Consider the following 18,316-nt stretch of genomic DNA (forward strand, 5'->3'; position numbering starts at 1 on the left):
TGGCCGCGGCCAAACCCGTATTGCGGCCACTCGTCGGCCTAAGGAATGGAGTTAACCTCGTGTCACACGCAGAAGATCACGGAGGCACCCGTAGGGATTTCCTCTACTACGCCACGGCCGGTGCCGGTGCGGTCACCGCTGGTGCCGCTGTATGGCCTCTTGTCAACCAGATGAACCCCTCGGCAGACGTGCGTGCGCTGGCCTCGATCCGCGTTGACGTGTCGGGTGTCGCCGAAGGCACTCAGCTGACGGTGAAATGGCTGGGTAAGCCGGTGTTCATCCGCCGCCGTACCGCCGAAGAAATCACCGAAGCCCGCGAAGTTTCGATGGCTGATCTGGTCGACGCGAACGCTCGTAACGCCAACATCGACGCCGGTGCCGACGCATCGGACGAAAACCGCGCGCTGGACGAAACCGGCGAATGGCTGGTGATGATGGGCGTGTGTACGCACCTTGGCTGCGTGCCGCTGGGCGATGGCGCAGGCGATTACCACGGTTGGTTCTGCCCCTGCCACGGGTCGCATTACGATACGTCTGGCCGCATCCGCAAAGGTCCGGCCCCCGAGAACCTGCCGGTTCCGCCGGCAGTGTTTGTCGACGAAACCACCATCCAGCTGGGATAAGGAAACGCGCTCATGTCCGGAATTCCGCACGACCATTACGAGCCGTCGACCGGCGCCGAGAAGTGGCTGCACAAGCGGCTGCCGATCGTTGGCCTGATCTACGACACAATCATGATCCCCACGCCCAAGAACCTGAACTGGATGTGGATCTGGGGCATCGTTCTTGCCTTCTGTCTTGCTTTGCAGATCGTCACCGGCATCGTTCTGGTGATGCACTACACGCCGCATGTTGATCTGGCCTTCGCGTCAGTTGAACACATCATGCGTGACGTGAACGGCGGCTTTATGCTGCGTTACCTGCACGCCAACGGCGCTTCGCTGTTCTTCATCGCGGTTTACGCGCACATCTTCCGCGGCCTGTACTACGGGTCGTACAAGGCGCCGCGCGAAATCACCTGGATTGTCGGCATGCTGATCTATCTGGCGATGATGGGCACCGCCTTCATGGGCTACGTTCTGCCCTGGGGTCAGATGTCCTTCTGGGGCGCGACCGTTATCACCGGCCTGTTTGGCGCGATCCCGCTGATTGGCGAACCGATCCAGACCTGGCTTCTGGGCGGACCGGCGGTCGACAACGCCACGCTGAACCGCTTCTTCTCGCTGCACTATCTGCTGCCCTTCGTGATCGCCGGTCTTGTGATCGTGCACATCTGGGCCTTCCACCACACCGGCAACAACAACCCGACGGGTGTTGAGGTGCGTCGTGGTTCGAAAGCAGAAGCTGAAAAAGACACGCTGCCGTTCTGGCCGTACTTCGTCATCAAGGATTTCCTGGCTCTGGCCGTGATCCTGGTTGTCTTCTTTGCCATCGTCGGCTTCATGCCGAACTACCTTGGCCACCCTGACAACTACATCGAAGCAAACCCGCTGGCGACGCCCGCACACATCGTTCCGGAATGGTACTTCCTGCCGTTCTACGCGATCCTGCGTGCCTTCACCTCGGAAGTTTGGATCGTTCAGTTCGCATCGTTTATCACCGGCGGCATCATCGATGCCAAGTTCTTCGGTGTTCTGGCCATGTTCGGCGCAATCGCTGTAATGGCTCTGGCACCGTGGCTTGATACCTCGGCTGTTCGCTCGGGCCGCTATCGTCCGGTCTTCAAGTGGTGGTTCGCGCTGCTGGTCATCGACTTCTTCGCGCTGATGTGGCTTGGTGCCATGCCCGCCGAAGAACCCTATGCCAGCTTCTCGCTGATCGCGTCGGCCTATTGGTTCGGTTACTTCCTGGTCATCCTGCCGGTTCTCGGCGTGATCGAGAAGCCGCTGCCGCAGCCTGCCACGATCGAAGAGGCCTTCAATGCGAAGGTCAAAAAACACTCCACGCCGGCCGAGTAAGAAAAGGACACGTGAACCAATGTTCAAGAAACTTGCCCTCTCGGCCGTAACGGCCCTGGCTCTCACCACCTCCGGCGCATTCGCCGCCGGCGGCGGCGAGCAGCACATCGAGGACATCCAGTTCTCATTCGAAGGCCCGTTCGGCAAATTTGACCAGAACCAGCTGCAACGCGGCCTGAAGGTCTTCACCGAGGTTTGCGCAGCCTGCCACGGTCTGAAGTTTGTCCCGTTCCGCACCCTCAGCGATGAAGGTGGTCCGGGCTTCACTGAAGATCAGGTGCGTGCCTATGCCGCCAACTTCGACGTCTATGACGCCGAACTGGAAGATACCCGCCCGGCCAAGCCGTCGGATAATTTCCCGGCCAACACCGGCGCTGGTGCACCTGACCTGTCGCTGATGGCGAAGGCGCGTGCTGGCTTCCACGGCCCCTACGGCACCGGCATCAGCCAGCTGTTCAACGGCATCGGCGGACCTGAGTACATCGCATCGCTTCTGACTGGCTACACTGGCCACGAAAAAGAAGAAGCAGGCGTGACCCTGTATGAAAACACCGCCTTCCCGGGCGGCTGGATCAGCATGGCCCCGCCGCTCTCGGGTGAAGATGTTGAGTTCGACGATGGTCACTCCAACAGCTTGCACCACGAAGCCGAAGACGTTGCTGCCTTCCTGATGTGGACGGCAGAACCCAAGATGATGGCGCGTCAGCATGCCGGTTTCGTCGGCGTTCTGTTCCTGACCATCCTGTCGGTTCTGCTCTATCTGACCAACAAGCGTATCTGGGCGCCGGTCAAGAAAAAGGCAAAAGAAGCTTAATCGCCTCTGAAATTTGAAAAAGGCCCTGCATCATGCGGGGCCTTTTTTCGTTTGGGACTTGGCCCTGCATAGCCGTCCGCTTTTGCGTATTTATGAAAGAGAAGAAGCAGGGGGACGGTCCTGTTCTTCTTCTCTTGGGCAAATACGACGGGGGAATTGGGCCGCAGGCCCAAGGGGGCAGCGCCCCAAACCCGCGGCCTTGGCCGCATGACCTGAGCGCCGCAAGGCGCGCAATTGGATCAGGGCAACAGCAGGGTTTGCAGGCTGCGGGCCATGACCTTTGCGCTATCCAGCATATCTGTCACGCCGATCCATTCGTCGGGTTTGTGCGCCAATTCCAGCACGCCCGGACCATAGGCGATACAATTCTTCAGCTTGCCGATCCGGTCGATGTGCTTTTGGTCATAGCTGCCGGGCGAGGCGATATAGCTGGGCGCGGTGCCAAGCACGTCGTGGATGGCCTGATGCACGGTTGAGACGACAGGTGCGGTCTTTTCGGTCATCGACGGGTCGATCCGGTTCAGGTCACGGATGGAATAGTCGAACCGGGGGCGCGTGGCCTTCAGGTCTTCCAGCAGGCCAATCACTTCGCCGCGCACATCGTCATAGCGTTCTTCGATCAGGAACCGGCGGTCGATAATCATCCGGCAACTGTCCGGCACGCAGGGCGCGGGCAGGCCGGTGTAGTCTGGGGTCTCGGCCTCGCCGCCGTGGATCGAATTGATGTTCAGTGTCGATTGCCGCGCTTCGGCTGGAACAACCGGCATCTCGGTCCGGCGCTCGGCCATGGCAGGGTACAGTCGGTTTTCGAAGGCATCGATCACCGCGCCCATATGGCGGATGGCGCAATCGCCCAGAAACGGCATCGAGCCATGGGCGATTTCGCCCTTGGTTTCGATCTCGGCCCACCAGCCGCCCCGGTGGCCAAGGCAGATCCGATCCTTTTGCAGTGGTTCGGGGATGATGACATGCTGAACCCGGTCCGGTGCAAACCAGCCTTCCTTGGCCAGATGTGCCACGCCGCCATAACCGCCCGATTCTTCATCTGCTGTGCCGCTGATCTCAATCGCGCCAGCGAAATCGGGGTGCAGTTCGATGAACGCCTCGGCGGCGATGATGCTGGCCGCCAGCCCGCCTTTCATATCGCAGGTGCCGCGCCCATAGATTTTATCCCCGTCCAACTCGCCGCCGAATGGGTCGCGGGTCCAGCCCTGGCCAACCTCGACCACATCGGTGTGCGAGTTGAAATGCACGCAGTCACCGGGCCGCGTCCCGTCGCGCCGGGCTACGATGTTCCAGCGCGGATACGCCTCGCTGTCACCGGGCGCGCCGACCGCACGGATCAGGGTGCAGGTAAACCCGCGCGGCTCCAGCCGGGCCTGCAGGAAGTCGCAGATCTCTCGGTAAAACTGACCCGGTGGATTGAGCGTTGGAATGCGCACCAGATCCTGCGTCAGGGCAATCAGGTCGTCGCGCTTTTCATCAATCCGGGAAAACAGTGCGTCAGTCATCGTCGGGCCTTTCATTGACCCGCCCACTGTTCTCAATTCGGTGCCGCGCTGCAAGCGGCCATTGAACGTTCAGTTGCTTGGAAGCCGGGGCAGGGCCAGTGGTGCCAGCGATCCGAGCGGAACCGGCCCAAAGAACACGTTGCCTCGATCCAACCGCAGGGTGACATCCAGCGTATCGCTGCGGCCAGACAATTGCGCGACCACTTCCAGCGCCGCTGCGATGGTTTCAAGCGCAACCTCGGGCAGCGCCTTTTGGCTGCGCATTTGATCAAGCGCCCCACGCCAGTTTTCGATCTGGGTCGAGAGCGATCCGTTTAACCGCCCCTGGGCGTCAATTGTCAGCGGGCCGGATAGCTTGAGGCTCATCGCGCCCATGTTCGCCTCAAACAGGTGCAGGTCAATAGCAATCGGAGCAGGGAGAAGCGAGGCGGGGTCTTGGCCGTTCAACGCCCGGTCCAAGTCAACCGTTGCATCAAGTTGCAGCGCGTGCAGGCTGTCCTGACCGGTGAGCGAGCCAAGGCGCAACCGGCCCGTTGCCGCCGAAGCCGCCGTCAGGGCGACGCGGTAGGACTTGCCCGCATCATCCAGCCGCTGGGTTGCGGCTTTGACCCCGGCCAAGGCAATGCTTTGCCCCTTGGACAGCACATTCAGCACTTCGGCTTCCAGATTGAGGCGGTCCACCATGCCATTCGGCTGATAGCGCATACTGGCACGCATGCTGTCGCTGCTGATCTCGGTCAGGCGGCCTGCTGCGCTGATTTGTTGGTTGGGCGGGAAGGCGACGATCACATGACCGGGCTGATAGCTGAGCTGAAAGGTCTGCAAGAACGGGGCAGTCCAACGAACAGCGCCCGCGCCCGGTTGCAGAACCAGCCCCGTCATGCGCCGGTCCAGACGGTTGGGAAAGCCTGAAACGTTCAAACTGCCGTACTCGGCGCGCCAGCCGTCGCTTTGCCGGTCGGAAAACCATGTCTCGGTGGCAGTCTCAAGGCGATTGGCTGACCAGAACCAATAGCCCGACCATGCAAAGGCGGCGGCCACAATCATAATGGCAAGGCGTTTCACGTCAGGCCCTTTCGTCTTGGGTGCGTTTGGTGTTTACCCTCGTGCGAAAAGAAGGGCCAGAGATATGAGCATGTGGGTTTTCGGATACGGGTCTTTGCTGTGGAATCCGGGGTTTGACGTGGTCGAACAGGTCGGCGCCACCTTGGGCGATTACCACCGCAGCTTTTGCATGTGGTCGATCCATCATCGCGGCACCGAAGACGAACCGGGCCTAGTGCTTGCGCTGGATGAACGGCCCGGTGCGGTCTGCACTGGCGTTGCAATGCGCGTGCGCCCCGGCACCGAAACCGAAACGCTGGCCTATCTGCGGGACCGCGAATTGGTGTCATCGGCCTATCTGGAACGTGATCTGGATGTCGCCCTGAAAGATGGCCGCACCGTTTCAGCGGTGACCTATGTGATCGACGCCGCCCACACCCAGTATTGCGGGGGCCTGCCGCTCGAAGAGCAGGCCCAAATCATCGCCCGCGCGGTCGGTGGGCGCGGCCCGAATACTGAATATCTTTTCAACACAGTCCAACACTTAAACCAATTGGGTGTTGCGGATGCAGATCTGCAATGGTTGCATGCCCGTGTGGGCGCGCTTGTTGCATAGTGCTTGGCTTGGTGTCGCGCCTTGAATACTGTTCCGGGGAAATCCGGCGCGACAAAAGACAGGAAACACCACCATGGGCCAGCCCCAACTAGAGGCCGAGCCGCATTTTTCGCAGCCAATGACATCGCAGGTTCTGCTGATGGTGCTGGTGCTGGCCTTCACATGTGTCGGCGCCGTGTTTGCCCTTCCCAGCGTTCTGCCGGTCTTTGAGTCGAACCCCTACCTGAACGGGTTCATCTTTGTCGTCTTTGTGATCGGTGTGATTTCCTGCTTTTGGCAGGTGTTCCAACTGATCAAATCCGTGTCTTGGATCAAGACCTTCGTCCATGGCACCGAGGGCGCCGTTTCAACGACGCCGCCGCAACTGCTGGCCCCCTTGGCCACCCTGCTGCGTCAGCGCGACCGCCGGATGCAGATCACCACCACCTCCACCCGGTCGATCCTTGATTCGGTGGCATCGCGGATTGATGAGGCGCGGGAAATCACCCGCTATATCGTCAATCTGCTGATCTTCCTTGGCCTTTTGGGCACGTTCTTTGGTCTGGCGACCACGGTTCCCGCGCTGGTGGACACGATCCGCGGCCTTGCGCCGCAAGACGGTGAAACCGGGGTTGAGGTGTTTGCTCGCCTGATGGACGGCCTTGAAAACCAACTGTCGGGCATGGGCGTTGCCTTTGGGTCGTCCCTGCTGGGTCTGGCCGGATCGTTGGTGGTTGGCTTGCTGGAGCTTCTGGCGGGCCACGGGCAAAACCGGTTCTACCGCGAACTCGAAGAATGGTTGTCGACCATCACCCGCGTCAGCTTTAGCGCAGGCGACGGCGAGGCTGGCCCGGAACTGGGGCTGGCGGGCTATGCGCTGGACCAGATGTCCGAACAGTTTGAATCGCTTCAGGCGATGTTTCAGCAGTCCGAACAGAGCCGCGCCGATGTCGATGGCCGCATTGGCCAATTGGCGGATTCCGTCGAACGGATGACCGAACGGCTAGAGGCAAGCGCCCCGTCCAGCTATGCGCTTGCCCGGATCGCTGAAGGACAGGAACGTTTGATCGACGTGCTGGAACGGCGCGAAACCGGCGAAGGCATCGATGCCGAAAGCCGGATGCGCCTGCGGTCGATCGACGTGCAGATGCTGCGTATCCTGGAAGAACTCTCGGCTGGTCGTCAGGAAAGCATGGCCGAGCTGCGCACCGATTTTTCGGCCCTGACCCGCGCCATTAACCAATTGTCCCATGGGCAGGGGCGCCCTGTGCGCGTTACCCCGCGCCCGGCCAACCCGACAAACGAGCGGGGGGACTAAGCCATGGCGCTGTCGCGGCGCACGGGCCAGCGGTTCCAAGGGTCAATCTGGCCGGGTTTCGTGGATGCGATGACCGGGCTTTTGCTGGTTCTGATGTTCGTCCTGACCATCTTCATGGTGGTGCAGGCCGTGCTGCGCGACACGATCACCGGCCAAGAAAACGAACTGGACGCGCTATCGCTGCGGATCGCGTCCTTGGCCGATGCCTTGGGGGTTGAACAGACCCGCAACGCCAACCTGCAAACCCGCTTGGGCGAGTTGAACGCGACGCTGGACAATTCGAACAACCTGCTGGACGAACAGCAGGCGATTATTGCTGCGCTGACCGCCACGCGGGATCGCCAAGCCGCCGATTTGCAAGCCGCGCAATCGCGGATTTCCGGGTTCGAGGCGCAGGTCGCCGCGCTTTTGGCCGATCAGGCGCAAGCCACCGAACAGATCACCGCACTGACCGCCAGCCGCGATGCGCTTGATGCCGCCCGTCAGGAATTGCTGAGCGAACGGGACGCCCTGCAACTGGCCCTTGCCAGCGCACGGACTGAGATTGACGATCAGGTCGAAGCCGCCCGTTTGGCCGCCGCCCGGCGTGAGGCGTTGGAAGCCTTGATCGAGGATCTGAAGGCGCAAAACGCCGATGCCGGAACGCTGACCGCCAGTCTGACGCAAAAGGTGGATCAGCTTGAGGCGGCCTTAAGCGAAGAAGAAATCGCGCGTCTGGCTGAGGCCGAGGCCGCCGCCGCCCTGCGCAAACGCCTTGAGGATGCCGACGCTGAATTGACGGCGATGACCATGGCGTTGGAACAGGAACGTCAGCGTGCCGAAGAAACGCTGACCTTGTTGGCTGCCGCCCGCGATGCTGAAACCGACCTGAACGCGAAACTGGCCGCCGCGCTGGTGGCAGGCGACGATGCCGCCGCCGCGCTGGCTCAGGAACGCGACACGCGCAAAGCGGTCGAAGATGCCTTGGCCAAAGCGACTGAGGCCGGAACCCGCAATGAAACCCGCCTCAGCAATCTTGAGGCGCAACTTGCCGCCGCTTTGCTAGAGGCGCAGCGGGCCGACAAGCTGTTGCTGGATCTTGAAGCTTCGCAGCAGGCAGGGCGGGAACTGGACCTGCGGGCCAAAACCGCCGAGGAACAGGTCGCCCGGCAAGACAGTGACCTAACCGAATTGCGGTCTGAATTGTCGGCGCTGCGGGCGTTGCTAGAGGATGAACGGGGCCGCGCCGCGCAGGCCGCCGATGCCGCCCAAGGTGTGCAGCAAGGGCTGGAACAGCGACTGGCCGATCTGGAAGCGGCCTTGCAGACCAGCACCCAAGGGGCCGATGATCTGAAAACCCGGCTTGCCGCGTTGGAACAGGCGCTTGCCGACCGGGCGCAGGCCGAAGCCGGGTTGCAAAACCAGATCGCCACCAAAACCACTGAGGCCGAAACACTGGCCGCGCGTCTGTCAGCGCTGGAGCAGCAATTGACCGAACGCACCCTTTCGGGCGAGGCGCTAGCGCTGGAGCTGCAAGAGGTGCGCCGTGTGTTGGAGTTGGCCCGCGCCGAAGCGTTGAAACAGGCCAGCCAAGACCAAACCTTACTAGAGGAATTGCGCGCCCAACTGGCCGCCGCCGAAGCCGCACGCCGCGCCGGGGATGACAAGGCCGGGGCCTTGGTCGCCGATCTTGAGGCCCGCGCCAAACGGATCGCCGCGCTGCAAGAGGCGTTGCAGGCGGGCGATGCGAAATCGACCGTGCTGGCCGCAGAACTTGAGGATCTGCGCCAGAAACTGGACTTGGCCCGCGCCGAAGCCGCCGCGCTGCGGGCGAAGACCGAAGGCGACACGCGTTCGCTCGAAGAACAGCTCGCCGCTGCGTTGGCCGCCCAGATGCAGGTCAATGCCACCGCCGAAGAAACGCGCGACCGTTTGACCCAAGCATTGGCCGCGAAACGCGCCGCTGAGGCCGAATTGGCCAAATCCATGACCGAGGCCGAGCAACGCGCCGCCCTTCTATCCACTGCGCAATCGCAGCTTTCCGAACAGACCCAGCGTGCCAGCCGCGCCGAAAAACAGACCGAATTGCTGAACCAGCAGGTCTCGGCGTTGCGTCGTCAATTGTCGTCCTTGCAGGCGCTCTTGGACGAGGCAACGGCCAAGGACGAAGCCGCGCAGGTGCAGTTGCAGTCCTTGGGCAGTGAGTTGAACACCGCGCTGGCCCGCGTCGCTGCCGAAGAACGCAAGCGCCGCCTGCTCGAAGAGGCCGAGCGCAAGCGGCTTGAAGCCGAGGCGCAGCGCCTGTCCGCCGAAGCCAAGGATCTGGAGAAATACCGGTCGGAATTCTTTGGCCGTCTGCGCGATTTGCTGGGCGCACAGGAAGGCGTGCGCATCGAAGGCGACCGGTTCGTGTTCTCATCCGAAGTGCTTTTCCAGCCGGGGCAGGCCGAATTGTCCCGCGCCGGTCAGCTTGAGATTGCCAAGGTCGCCCGCATCCTGCGCGGGATCGCCGCCGATATCCCGCCCGAGATTGACTGGGTGATCCGCGTGGATGGTCACACCGATGACGTGCCGCTGTCTGGCTTTGGACAGTTTGCCGATAACTGGGAACTTAGCCAAGCGCGGGCCCTGTCCGTGGTGCGCTATATGATTGATTTCCTTGGCATCCCGCCCGGACGACTGGCCGCGAACGGCTTTGGCCAGTATCAGCCGGTCAACCCGGACAACACCGCCGAGGCACGCGCGCAGAACCGCCGGATTGAACTGAAACTTACCGAAAAGTGATCATTCCACCGTCACATCCGCATGGCGCCAGCCGATCAGGCGGCCCTTGCGGGTGAGCGTTGCAATGCCGCGATAATCGCCCTTGGACCAACCAGTGTTCGGCGCACGTTTGCCCGAAGCGCGGAACATCGCACGGTGCGGATCTTTGAGCAGTTCGGAATGTTCAAACGCCTGACCGTCGGGGCCGGTCGCGGTGATCGTTAAAATGTCACCGCGCTGCGCGTCGTGGAAATAGGCGTAAAGCACCAAGGGTTGCGTGCGGGTGATCACTGCCCGGCGGGCGGCCCCGCTGCGGACGTCATCGAAACTGGGGACATTGTCGGAAAACCCGGCGGTGATGAAGCCCGTCGGCTCATACGCAATGGGGGTTTCCCACAGCTGGGGTTGATCCGTTCCGCATTGCCCCGCTTCGGGCGCGAATGGGTCGATGACCTGACCGTCTTTCAGAACGGAAATGTGGACATGGGGAATGTTGCTTTTGCCGCTCATCCCGACTTGGCCAAGCGGGGTGCCGGTGGCGACGATATCGCCCGGTTTCACTGCTACGCTGCCCTGCTTCATGTGGCAATAGAGCGTTTGCAAACCATTTTCATGCCCAATGCGCACAGCATTCCCGCATTCCTGCCCCTGCACATCCTTGGCAACCTCAGCCGAATAGGCCCGGTCTGGCACGCCGTCGCGCACGGCCTCAACCAAGCCATCGGCTGCGGCCAATACGTTGATCCCTGCCTCCATCGCCGCGTGCGAGGCAAGCACGATATCGGTGCCGCGATGGGCGTCGCGGCTTTTGATCCCGCAGGTGTAATCCTTGGTGCCGGGGCCAGGATCGGCATCGACGTAATCTTCGATGAAACAGGTTTCGCCCAGCGTGCAATCCAGCGGCAGGGCCAAAAAAGGAACCTCCGCCGCAAGGGGTGCGGCGGAGGTCATCAATACCAGTAAAGCGCGGATCATTCTGCGGTCAGCAGCGGCGGCTTTTTCGAGGACAGGCGCGGTTTGTCCGGGCCTTGCAGGTCCAGATGCAATTCGCCGTTCTTGACGCCCACGCGGACCAGCCCGCCTTTGGTCAGTTTGCCGAACAGCAGTTCCTCGGCCAGCGGCTTTTTGATGTATTCTTGGATCACACGGCCTAGCGGACGCGCGCCCATTTTCTCATCATAGCCTTTGTCACCCAGCCATTCGGCCGCAGGGCGCGTCAGTTCGATGCTGACGCCGCGGTCCATAAGCTGTGCCTCAAGCTGAAGAACGAACTTTTCGACCACTTGCAGGATGGTTTCTTTCGGCAGCGGCTGGAAGCTGATGACCGCGTCCAGACGGTTGCGGAATTCCGGCGTGAACGTGCGTTCGATCGCGGCGGTATCCTCACCCTCACGGCGGTCACGGCCAAAGCCGATGGCGGCCTTTTGCATGTCCGATGCGCCCGCGTTCGAGGTCATGATCAGGATCACATTGCGGAAATCCACCGTTCGGCCATTGTGGTCGGTCAGGGTGCCGTGGTCCATCACCTGCAGCAGAATGTTGTAGACATCCGGGTGCGCCTTTTCCATTTCGTCCAGCAGCAGCACGCAATGCGGATGCTGATCGACGCCATCGGTCAACTGGCCGCCCTGATCAAACCCGACATACCCCGGAGGCGCACCGATCAGACGGCTGACGGCGTGTTTCTCCATGTATTCGGACATATCAAAGCGCAGCAGTTCCACACCCAGCGAATCCGCAAGTTGTTTGGCCACTTCTGTTTTGCCGACGCCGGTCGGGCCTGCGAACAGGTAGTTGCCGATGGGCTTTTCCGGTTCGCGCAGGCCTGCACGGGCCAGTTTGATCGCCGAGGACAGCGCCTCAATCGCGGGATCTTGGCCGAAGACAACGCGCTTGAGCGTGGCTTCAAGATCCTTGAGCACTTCGGCATCATCCTTGCTGACGTTTTTCGGCGGGATGCGCGCGATTTTGGCAACCACGGCCTCAATCTCTTTGGCGCCGATGGTCTTACGACGCTTGGATTCGGCCACCAGATGCTGCGCCGCGCCCGCTTCGTCGATCACGTCGATGGCTTTGTCAGGCAGTTTGCGGTCATTCATGTACCGCGCCGACAGTTCAACCGCCGATTTGATCGCATCCGAGGTGTATTTGACGCTGTGATGTTCCTCAAAATAGGGTTTCAGACCCTTGAGGATTTTCACGGTGTCTTCCACCGAAGGTTCATTCACGTCGATCTTTTGGAACCGGCGGCTTAGCGCGCGATCCTTTTCAAAGTGCTGACGGAATTCTTTGTAGGTGGTCGACCCCATCGTACGCAGCTTGCCGCCCTGAAGCGCAGGCTTCAGCAGGTTGGAGGCATCCATCGCCCCGCCCGAGGTGGCACCGGCGCCAATCACCGTGTGGATTTCGTCGATGAACAGAACCGCGTCGGGGTGGTCTTCGAGTTCGGACACCACCGCCTTCAGGCGTTCTTCGAAGTCACCGCGATAGCGAGTGCCAGCCAGCAATGCGCCCATATCCAGCGAATAGATGGTGGTTTCGGACAGAACCTCGGGCGTTTCGCCCGCCACGATTTTGCGCGCCAGACCTTCGGCGATTGCGGTTTTGCCTACGCCGGGATCACCTACCAGCAGTGGGTTGTTCTTACGGCGGCGGCACAGCACCTGAATGCAACGCTCCACCTCGGACTCGCGTCCGATCAGCGGATCGATGTCGCCTTCGCGGGATTTGGAGTTCAGGTCGACGCAATATTTCGCCAGCGCCGATTCCTTTTTGTCGCTGGATTCGGTTGGGGCGGCCTGAATGCTGTCTTCTTCGGCTTCGTCCGACCCGGAGATCGGGCGGTTTTCGCCGAAAGCCGGATCTTTGGCCACACCATGGGCGATAAAGTTGACCGCGTCGTAGCGGGTCATGTCCTGTTCTTGCAGGAAGTAGGCGGCGTTGCTTTCGCGTTCGGCGAAGATGGCGACCAACACGTTGGCGCCCGTCACTTCGGTCCGGCCCGAGGACTGGACGTGAATGGCGGCGCGTTGAATCACGCGCTGGAAGGCGGCTGTTGGCACGGCTTCGCTGCCTTCAATGTCGGTGACAAGGTTGGACAGGTCATCGTCGATATATTCCACAAGCGTGGACCGCAGCTGTTCGGTTTCAACCGAACACGCCTTCAGAACGCGCGACGCGTCCGGTTCGTCGATCAGGGCCAACAGCAAATGTTCCAGGGTTGCAAATTCATGCGACCGGGAATTGGCCAATGCCAATGCCGAGTGGATTGCCTGCTCAAGAGTATTGGAGAATGACGGCACGGTGGCGATGCTCCTCTTGTTTGCTCTGGTCCGAGGGGTCGGACCAGCGTGGCCTCATACTGTTAAAGTTTGGTCGATTGTGATGAGGCTTCAAGTTATTTCTGTGTCTTTCCCGTTCACAAATCGTGCAAATCTTGTCTCGTCGGTCAGAAATTATCCTTTCGATGCCGAATTTCGGCAAAGACTGAGGCTGGGGATTGCCCGAGCATTCCCATGTGTTTCTGAACGGAAGGGTTGCCTGCGCGAAGGAAAGGATTGGTGTCCAATTCTTCAGACAGGGTTGAGGGGACGGTTGGCTGGCCCGCGGCGCGAGCCGTATCTATTGCTTCTGATCTTGAGATAAGCGCAGCATTATCCGGTTCAATGGTCAATGCAAATTTTGCGTTTGATTGCGTATATTCATGCCCCGAGCAGACAATCGTCTGCGGCGGCAGGGCGGCCAGCTTGGACAGGCTAGTCCACATTTGGTCGGGCGTGCCTTCGAACAGGCGTCCGCAGCCAAGCGCCATCAGGCTATCGGCGGTGAACAGGATGCCAGACGCAGGCGCATAAAGGGCGATATGGCCAACTGTATGCCCGGACACGTCAAAAATCTGGATCTCTTCGCCGCCAAAGTTGAACGTATCGCCGTCTGCCACGGCGCGATCCAGTTTGGGCAGGCGATGGGCATCTGCCGACGCGCCGGTGATCTTGGCGGGATGCTTGGCGATCAGATCGGGTACGCCGTCGATGTGATCCCAATGGTGATGCGTTAGCCAGATTTCGGTCAAGGTCCAGCCGCGACGGGTCAGTTCAGCATCAATCGGTCCGGCCTCTGGCACGTCGATGACGGCGGTCGCGCCTGTTTCCGCGTCATGCAGCAGATAGGTGTAGTTGTCTTTGAGGGCCGGGATCGTCACAAGTTCAAGAGCCATGGTCTTTCCGTTCGCGGTGGGTAAACTGCCCCTAGCTTGGCGGATCGGCTCGGAGGTCGCAATGCACCTGGATGTGAAGACCCTGCGCGATTTTTACTATCGCAGCGCGCTTGGCCGCGCGGCGCAGCGCGTCATTCGCAACGAAGTGCTGCAAATCTGGCCCGAAGCGCATGGGCAAACTGTGGCGGGGTTCGGCTTTGCCGTGCCGCTTTTGCGCCCCTACCTGAAAGACGCGCGGCGGGTGGTCGGCTTGATGCCCGCGCCGCAAGGGGTGATGCCTTGGCCCGCCGGAATGCCAAATGTGTCGGTCCTGACCGAGGAAACCCGCTGGCCGATTGAAACGGGCCATGTTGATAAACTGGTGTTGCTACACGGTTTGGAAACGTCGGAACGGCCCAGCCAATTGTTGGAAGAATGCTTTCGCGTGTTGGGGCCGGGTGGCAGTGCGCTGTTCATCGTGCCGAACCGGGCGGGGCTGTGGTCGCGCAGCGATGACACGCCGTTCGGCTATGGCCGCCCCTATTCACAAGGCCAGCTAGAAACACAGTTGCGGCTACATGGGTTCACACCGGGGCGGCACGGCACCGCGCTATTCCAACCGCCATCGCCGCGCCGATTCTGGATGAAGACCGGCCCGGTCTGGGAAAGGATCGGCCACCGCGCCGGGCTTGGAATTGCGGGCGGGGTTCTGTTGGTAGAGGCGACAAAACGCCAAAATGCGCCCGTTGGGCCGGGCGAACGGGTCGTGGTTCCAAGCCCGCTGGATGTGTTGGCGCCAACATCGAAAGGCAAGGCCAAGACGGCATAAGCGCCAGATTGGCGCACCCCCTTGAGTGCAATCGGGGCGAACTTTTGGGCAGATTTTTCGCGGGAATCGCGTAAGTCCCGCAAAAAACGAAGATTTTCGGTGCCTTTTTTGGGGGGCTTAAGGTCGCACTTGCAGCAAGTGTTTGAAAACAACAGTATTCGTCACTCACATTTATGCATGTAAGCATGTTGCTAGGTGGTGAAGCCTCTGGTACATCCGCGCTGATTTTAATGCCTTGTGCTTTCAAGGCTCCGCAAACGCCTCCGGGCACCAAGGCAGCTTGGTGCTAACCGGGGGCCTAATATCGGAAGGGTGGACGTGTCAGAATCAGCTTCGATTTCCTCCGGCATCGCAGGACGCTATGCCTCGGCGGTATTCGACATCGCCAAAGAGAACCAAGAGCTTTCGCAGCTCGAAGCCAACCTCGATGACCTAGCCGGTGCGCTTGAGGCCAGCGAGGACCTGCGCGCGGTCATCAACTCGCCGGTTTACAGCCGTGACGCCCAAGGCGCAGCCATTGCTGCTGTTGCCGACAAGATGGGCATGCTGCCGACCGTGAAAAATGTTCTGGCACTGATGGCGTCGAAGCGGCGCCTTTTTGTTGTGCCGCACATGATCGCCACTCTGCGCGAGAAAATCGCCGAGGAAAAAGGCGAAGTCACTGCCGATGTCATTTCGGCTGTTGCGCTGTCGGACGCGCAAAGCGCCAAACTTTCCGAGACGCTCAAGGCCAACATCGGCCGTGACGTCAAAATTAACGCATCCGTCGATGAATCTCTCATTGGCGGTCTCGTCGTAAAGGTGGGCTCGAAGATGATCGACACGTCGATCCGCTCCAAGCTCAATTCCCTCCAGAATGCAATGAAAGAGGTCGGATAAATGGGTATCCAAGCAGCAGAGATTTCTGCGATCCTAAAGGACCAGATCAAGAACTTCGGGCAAGAAGCCGAAGTTGCTGAAGTGGGCCGCGTGCTTTCCGTCGGTGACGGTATTGCGCGTGTTTACGGCCTCGACAGCATTCAGGCCGGTGAAATGGTCGAATTTCCGGGTGGCATTATGGGCATGGCCCTGAACCTGGAAACCGACAACGTCGGTGTTGTTATCTTCGGTTCGGACCGTGATATTAAAGAAGGCGACACCGTCAAGCGTACGAAGTCCATCGTGGACGTTCCCGCTGGCCCCGAACTGCTGGGCCGCGTTGTTGACGGTCTGGGCAACCCGCTTGACGGCAAGGGCCCGATCAACGCAGCCGAGCGTCGCATCGCCGACCAGAAAGCACCGGGCATCATCCCGCGTAAATCGGTTCACGAACCGATGGCAACCGGCCTGAAAGCCGTTGACGCGATGATCCCGATCGGTCGTGGCCAGCGCGAGCTGATCATTGGTGACCGTCAGACCGGTAAAACCGCCGTTGCTCTGGACGCGATCCTGAACCAGAAAGTCTACAACGACGCCGCGAAAGACGACAGCGAGAAGCTGTACTGCATCTACGTCGCCGTTGGCCAGAAGCGCTCGACCGTTGCGCAGCTGGTGAAGAAGCTGGAAGAAACCGGCGCGATTGAATACTCGATCGTTGTGGCCGCAACCGCGTCCGACCCGGCACCGCTGCAGTTCCTGGCACCCTACGCCGCGACCGCAATGGCAGAATATTTCCGCGACAATGGCAAGCACGCCCTGATCATCTACGATGACCTGTCCAAGCAGGCCGTTTCGTACCGTCAGATGTCGTTGCTGCTGCGCCGTCCGCCGGGCCGTGAAGCCTATCCGGGCGACGTTTTCTACCTCCACTCGCGTCTGCTGGAGCGTTCGGCAAAGCTGAACGAAGACCACGGCGCAGGTTCGCTGACCGCTCTGCCGATCATCGAAACCCAGGGCGGCGACGTTTCGGCGTTTATTCCGACCAACGTGATTTCGATCACCGACGGCCAGATCTTCCTGGAAACCGAACTGTTCTATCAGGGCATCCGTCCCGCTGTGAACACCGGTCTGTCGGTTTCGCGCGTGGGTTCGTCCGCTCAGACCAACGCAATGAAAACGGTTGCCGGCCCGGTTAAGCTGTCGCTGGCTCAGTACCGCGAAATGGCGGCCTTCGCCCAGTTCGGTTCGGACCTCGACGCCGCCACTCAGCAGCTGCTGAACCGTGGTGCCCGTCTGACCGAGCTGATGAAGCAGCCCCAGTACGCACCGCTGACCAACGCCGAAATCGTTGTGGTCATTTTCGCCGGTACGAACGGCTACCTTGATAAAGTTGCCCTCAACCAGGTTGGCCGCTTTGAACAAGGCCTGCTGAACCACCTGCGCACCAAGCACGCCGACGTGCTGAAGTGGCTCACCGAAGAAGATCCCAAGATCAAGGGTGAAGCTGCAGATCGTCTGAAGGCTGTTCTAGACGAATTCGCCGCAGATTTCGCATAAGGGGGAGATAAGGCAATGCCGAATCTCAAGGACCTGAAAAACCGGATCGAGTCGGTCAAATCGACCCGCAAGATCACGAAGGCCATGCAGATGGTGGCCGCCGCAAAACTGCGGCGGGCACAGGACGCTGCTGAACAGGCGCGCCCCTATGCCGAGCGTTTCAACGCCGTCATGGGTGCCCTGGCGGCATCGGTTGGCAACGGGGCCGATGGCCCCAAGCTCCTGACCGGCACCGGTTCTGACAACGTGCAGCTGCTCGTTGTCATGACCGCCGAGCGGGGGCTGTGCGGTGGCTTCAACAGCACGATCGTCAAACTGGCACGCGCCAAGGCGAACGAGCTGCTGGCAAAGGGCAAGACGGTCAAGATCCTGACCGTTGGCAAGAAGGGCCGTGAGGCTCTGAAGCGTGACCTGGGCAGCCACTTCATCGGCCATATTGATCTGAGCGATGTAAAGAAAATCGGTTACGGCAACGCGCAAGACATCGCGCGTGACATTCTGACCCGTTTCGACGCGGGTGAGTTTGACGTCGCCACGATCTTCTTCAGCCGCTTCCAGTCTGTGATCAGCCAGATCCCGACTGCGTTGCAGGTCATTCCGGCGTCGTACGAAGAAAGTGAAGCAGGCGATACCGCCTCGACACTGTACGACTACGAACCCAGCGAAGAGGCCATTCTGGCCGACCTGCTGCCGCGCGGCGTTGCCACGCAGATCTTCACGGCTCTGCTTGAAAACGGTGCATCGGAGCAAGGCGCACGCATGTCCGCCATGGACAACGCAACGCGCAACGCTGGTGACATGATCGACAAGCTCACGATCGAATACAACCGATCGCGTCAGGCCGTCATCACGAACGAACTGATCGAAATTATCTCGGGCGCTGAGGCGCTCTAAG

At 60.5% G+C, this 18,316-nt stretch carries 15 protein-coding genes; 10 read left to right on the forward strand and 5 right to left on the reverse strand.

The genetic code is table 11. The features are described from left to right. Positions 1–59 precede the first annotated feature (59 nt). The 3 genes from petA to PRI8871_RS00585 are packed head-to-tail and all read left to right on the forward strand — an operon-like array spanning position 60 to position 2,772. Positions 60–623 (forward strand): ubiquinol-cytochrome c reductase iron-sulfur subunit, encoded by a 564-nt coding sequence (gene petA, locus PRI8871_RS00575; protein ID WP_108884245.1) that lies wholly within the window; start codon positions 60–62, stop codon positions 621–623. 12 nt (positions 624–635) lie between these two features. Continuing rightward, entirely contained in the window at positions 636–1,958 is a 1,323-nt protein-coding gene (gene petB / locus PRI8871_RS00580) for a cytochrome b (protein ID WP_108884246.1), read from the forward strand. Between the two features lie 19 nt (positions 1,959–1,977). Further along, a complete protein-coding gene (locus PRI8871_RS00585) occupies positions 1,978–2,772 on the forward strand; it encodes a cytochrome c1 (RefSeq protein WP_108884247.1) in 795 nt (264 codons plus the stop codon). 239 nt (positions 2,773–3,011) lie between these two features. Here the strand turns inward: PRI8871_RS00585 and PRI8871_RS00590 are convergent, their stop codons facing one another. Both PRI8871_RS00590 and PRI8871_RS00595 read right to left on the reverse strand, forming a co-directional pair. Next, positions 3,012–4,283, reverse strand: coding sequence for an acetylornithine deacetylase/succinyl-diaminopimelate desuccinylase family protein (locus tag PRI8871_RS00590; protein WP_108884248.1), 1,272 nt, complete (start codon positions 4,281–4,283; stop codon positions 3,012–3,014). A gap of 69 nt (positions 4,284–4,352) precedes the next feature. Continuing rightward, positions 4,353–5,348, reverse strand: coding sequence for a DUF2125 domain-containing protein (locus PRI8871_RS00595; protein WP_108884249.1), 996 nt, complete (start codon positions 5,346–5,348; stop codon positions 4,353–4,355). Between the two features lie 64 nt (positions 5,349–5,412). On the opposite strand from PRI8871_RS00595, the gene PRI8871_RS00600 reads away from it, so the two are divergent. The 3 genes from PRI8871_RS00600 to PRI8871_RS00610 all read left to right on the forward strand — a co-directional run bounded on the left by PRI8871_RS00600 (position 5,413) and on the right by PRI8871_RS00610 (position 10,003). Continuing rightward, positions 5,413–5,943 (forward strand): gamma-glutamylcyclotransferase, encoded by a 531-nt coding sequence (locus PRI8871_RS00600; RefSeq protein WP_108884250.1) that lies wholly within the window; start codon positions 5,413–5,415, stop codon positions 5,941–5,943. A gap of 73 nt (positions 5,944–6,016) precedes the next feature. Next, complete coding sequence (locus tag PRI8871_RS00605; protein WP_108884251.1) at positions 6,017–7,240, forward strand: biopolymer transporter ExbB; 1,224 nt, start codon at positions 6,017–6,019, stop codon at positions 7,238–7,240. Positions 7,241–7,243: 3 nt separating this feature from the next. After that, positions 7,244–10,003, forward strand: coding sequence for a peptidoglycan -binding protein (locus PRI8871_RS00610; RefSeq protein WP_108884252.1), 2,760 nt, complete (start codon positions 7,244–7,246; stop codon positions 10,001–10,003). Here PRI8871_RS00610 and PRI8871_RS00615 read toward each other — a convergent pair whose 3' ends face one another. The 3 genes from PRI8871_RS00615 to gloB all read right to left on the reverse strand — a co-directional run bounded on the left by PRI8871_RS00615 (position 10,004) and on the right by gloB (position 14,198). Beyond that, positions 10,004–10,894: a M23 family metallopeptidase gene (locus PRI8871_RS00615; RefSeq protein WP_245897740.1), complete on the reverse strand. Its 891-nt coding sequence runs from the start codon at positions 10,892–10,894 to the stop codon at positions 10,004–10,006. A gap of 59 nt (positions 10,895–10,953) precedes the next feature. Beyond that, positions 10,954–13,284 carry an ATP-dependent Clp protease ATP-binding subunit ClpA gene (clpA, locus tag PRI8871_RS00620; protein WP_108884254.1) on the reverse strand — a complete coding sequence of 777 codons (2,331 nt, stop codon included), beginning with the start codon at positions 13,282–13,284 and terminating at the stop codon, positions 10,954–10,956. A gap of 146 nt (positions 13,285–13,430) precedes the next feature. Beyond that, the gene (gloB, locus tag PRI8871_RS00625) at positions 13,431–14,198 is read right to left on the reverse strand and encodes a hydroxyacylglutathione hydrolase (protein ID WP_108884255.1); all 768 of its coding nucleotides are present in this window, start codon (positions 14,196–14,198) and stop codon (positions 13,431–13,433) included. A gap of 61 nt (positions 14,199–14,259) precedes the next feature. On the opposite strand from gloB, the gene PRI8871_RS00630 reads away from it, so the two are divergent. The 4 genes from PRI8871_RS00630 (at position 14,260) to PRI8871_RS00645 (ending at position 18,315) form a co-directional block, all read left to right on the forward strand. Continuing rightward, positions 14,260–15,006, forward strand: coding sequence for a class I SAM-dependent methyltransferase (locus PRI8871_RS00630; RefSeq protein ID WP_108885159.1), 747 nt, complete (start codon positions 14,260–14,262; stop codon positions 15,004–15,006). A 312-nt stretch (positions 15,007–15,318) separates the two neighbouring features. Next, a complete protein-coding gene (locus PRI8871_RS00635) occupies positions 15,319–15,885 on the forward strand; it encodes a F0F1 ATP synthase subunit delta (RefSeq protein ID WP_108884256.1) in 567 nt (188 codons plus the stop codon). Next, entirely contained in the window at positions 15,886–17,421 is a 1,536-nt protein-coding gene (gene atpA / locus PRI8871_RS00640; protein ID WP_108884257.1) for a F0F1 ATP synthase subunit alpha, read from the forward strand. A gap of 15 nt (positions 17,422–17,436) precedes the next feature. Next, positions 17,437–18,315 carry a F0F1 ATP synthase subunit gamma gene (locus PRI8871_RS00645; RefSeq protein WP_108884258.1) on the forward strand — a complete coding sequence of 293 codons (879 nt, stop codon included), beginning with the start codon at positions 17,437–17,439 and terminating at the stop codon, positions 18,313–18,315. Position 18,316 lies beyond the last annotated feature (1 nt).

It is taken from the genome of Pseudoprimorskyibacter insulae, assembly GCF_900302505.1.
GTDB lineage: Bacteria > Pseudomonadota > Alphaproteobacteria > Rhodobacterales > Rhodobacteraceae > Pseudoprimorskyibacter > Pseudoprimorskyibacter insulae.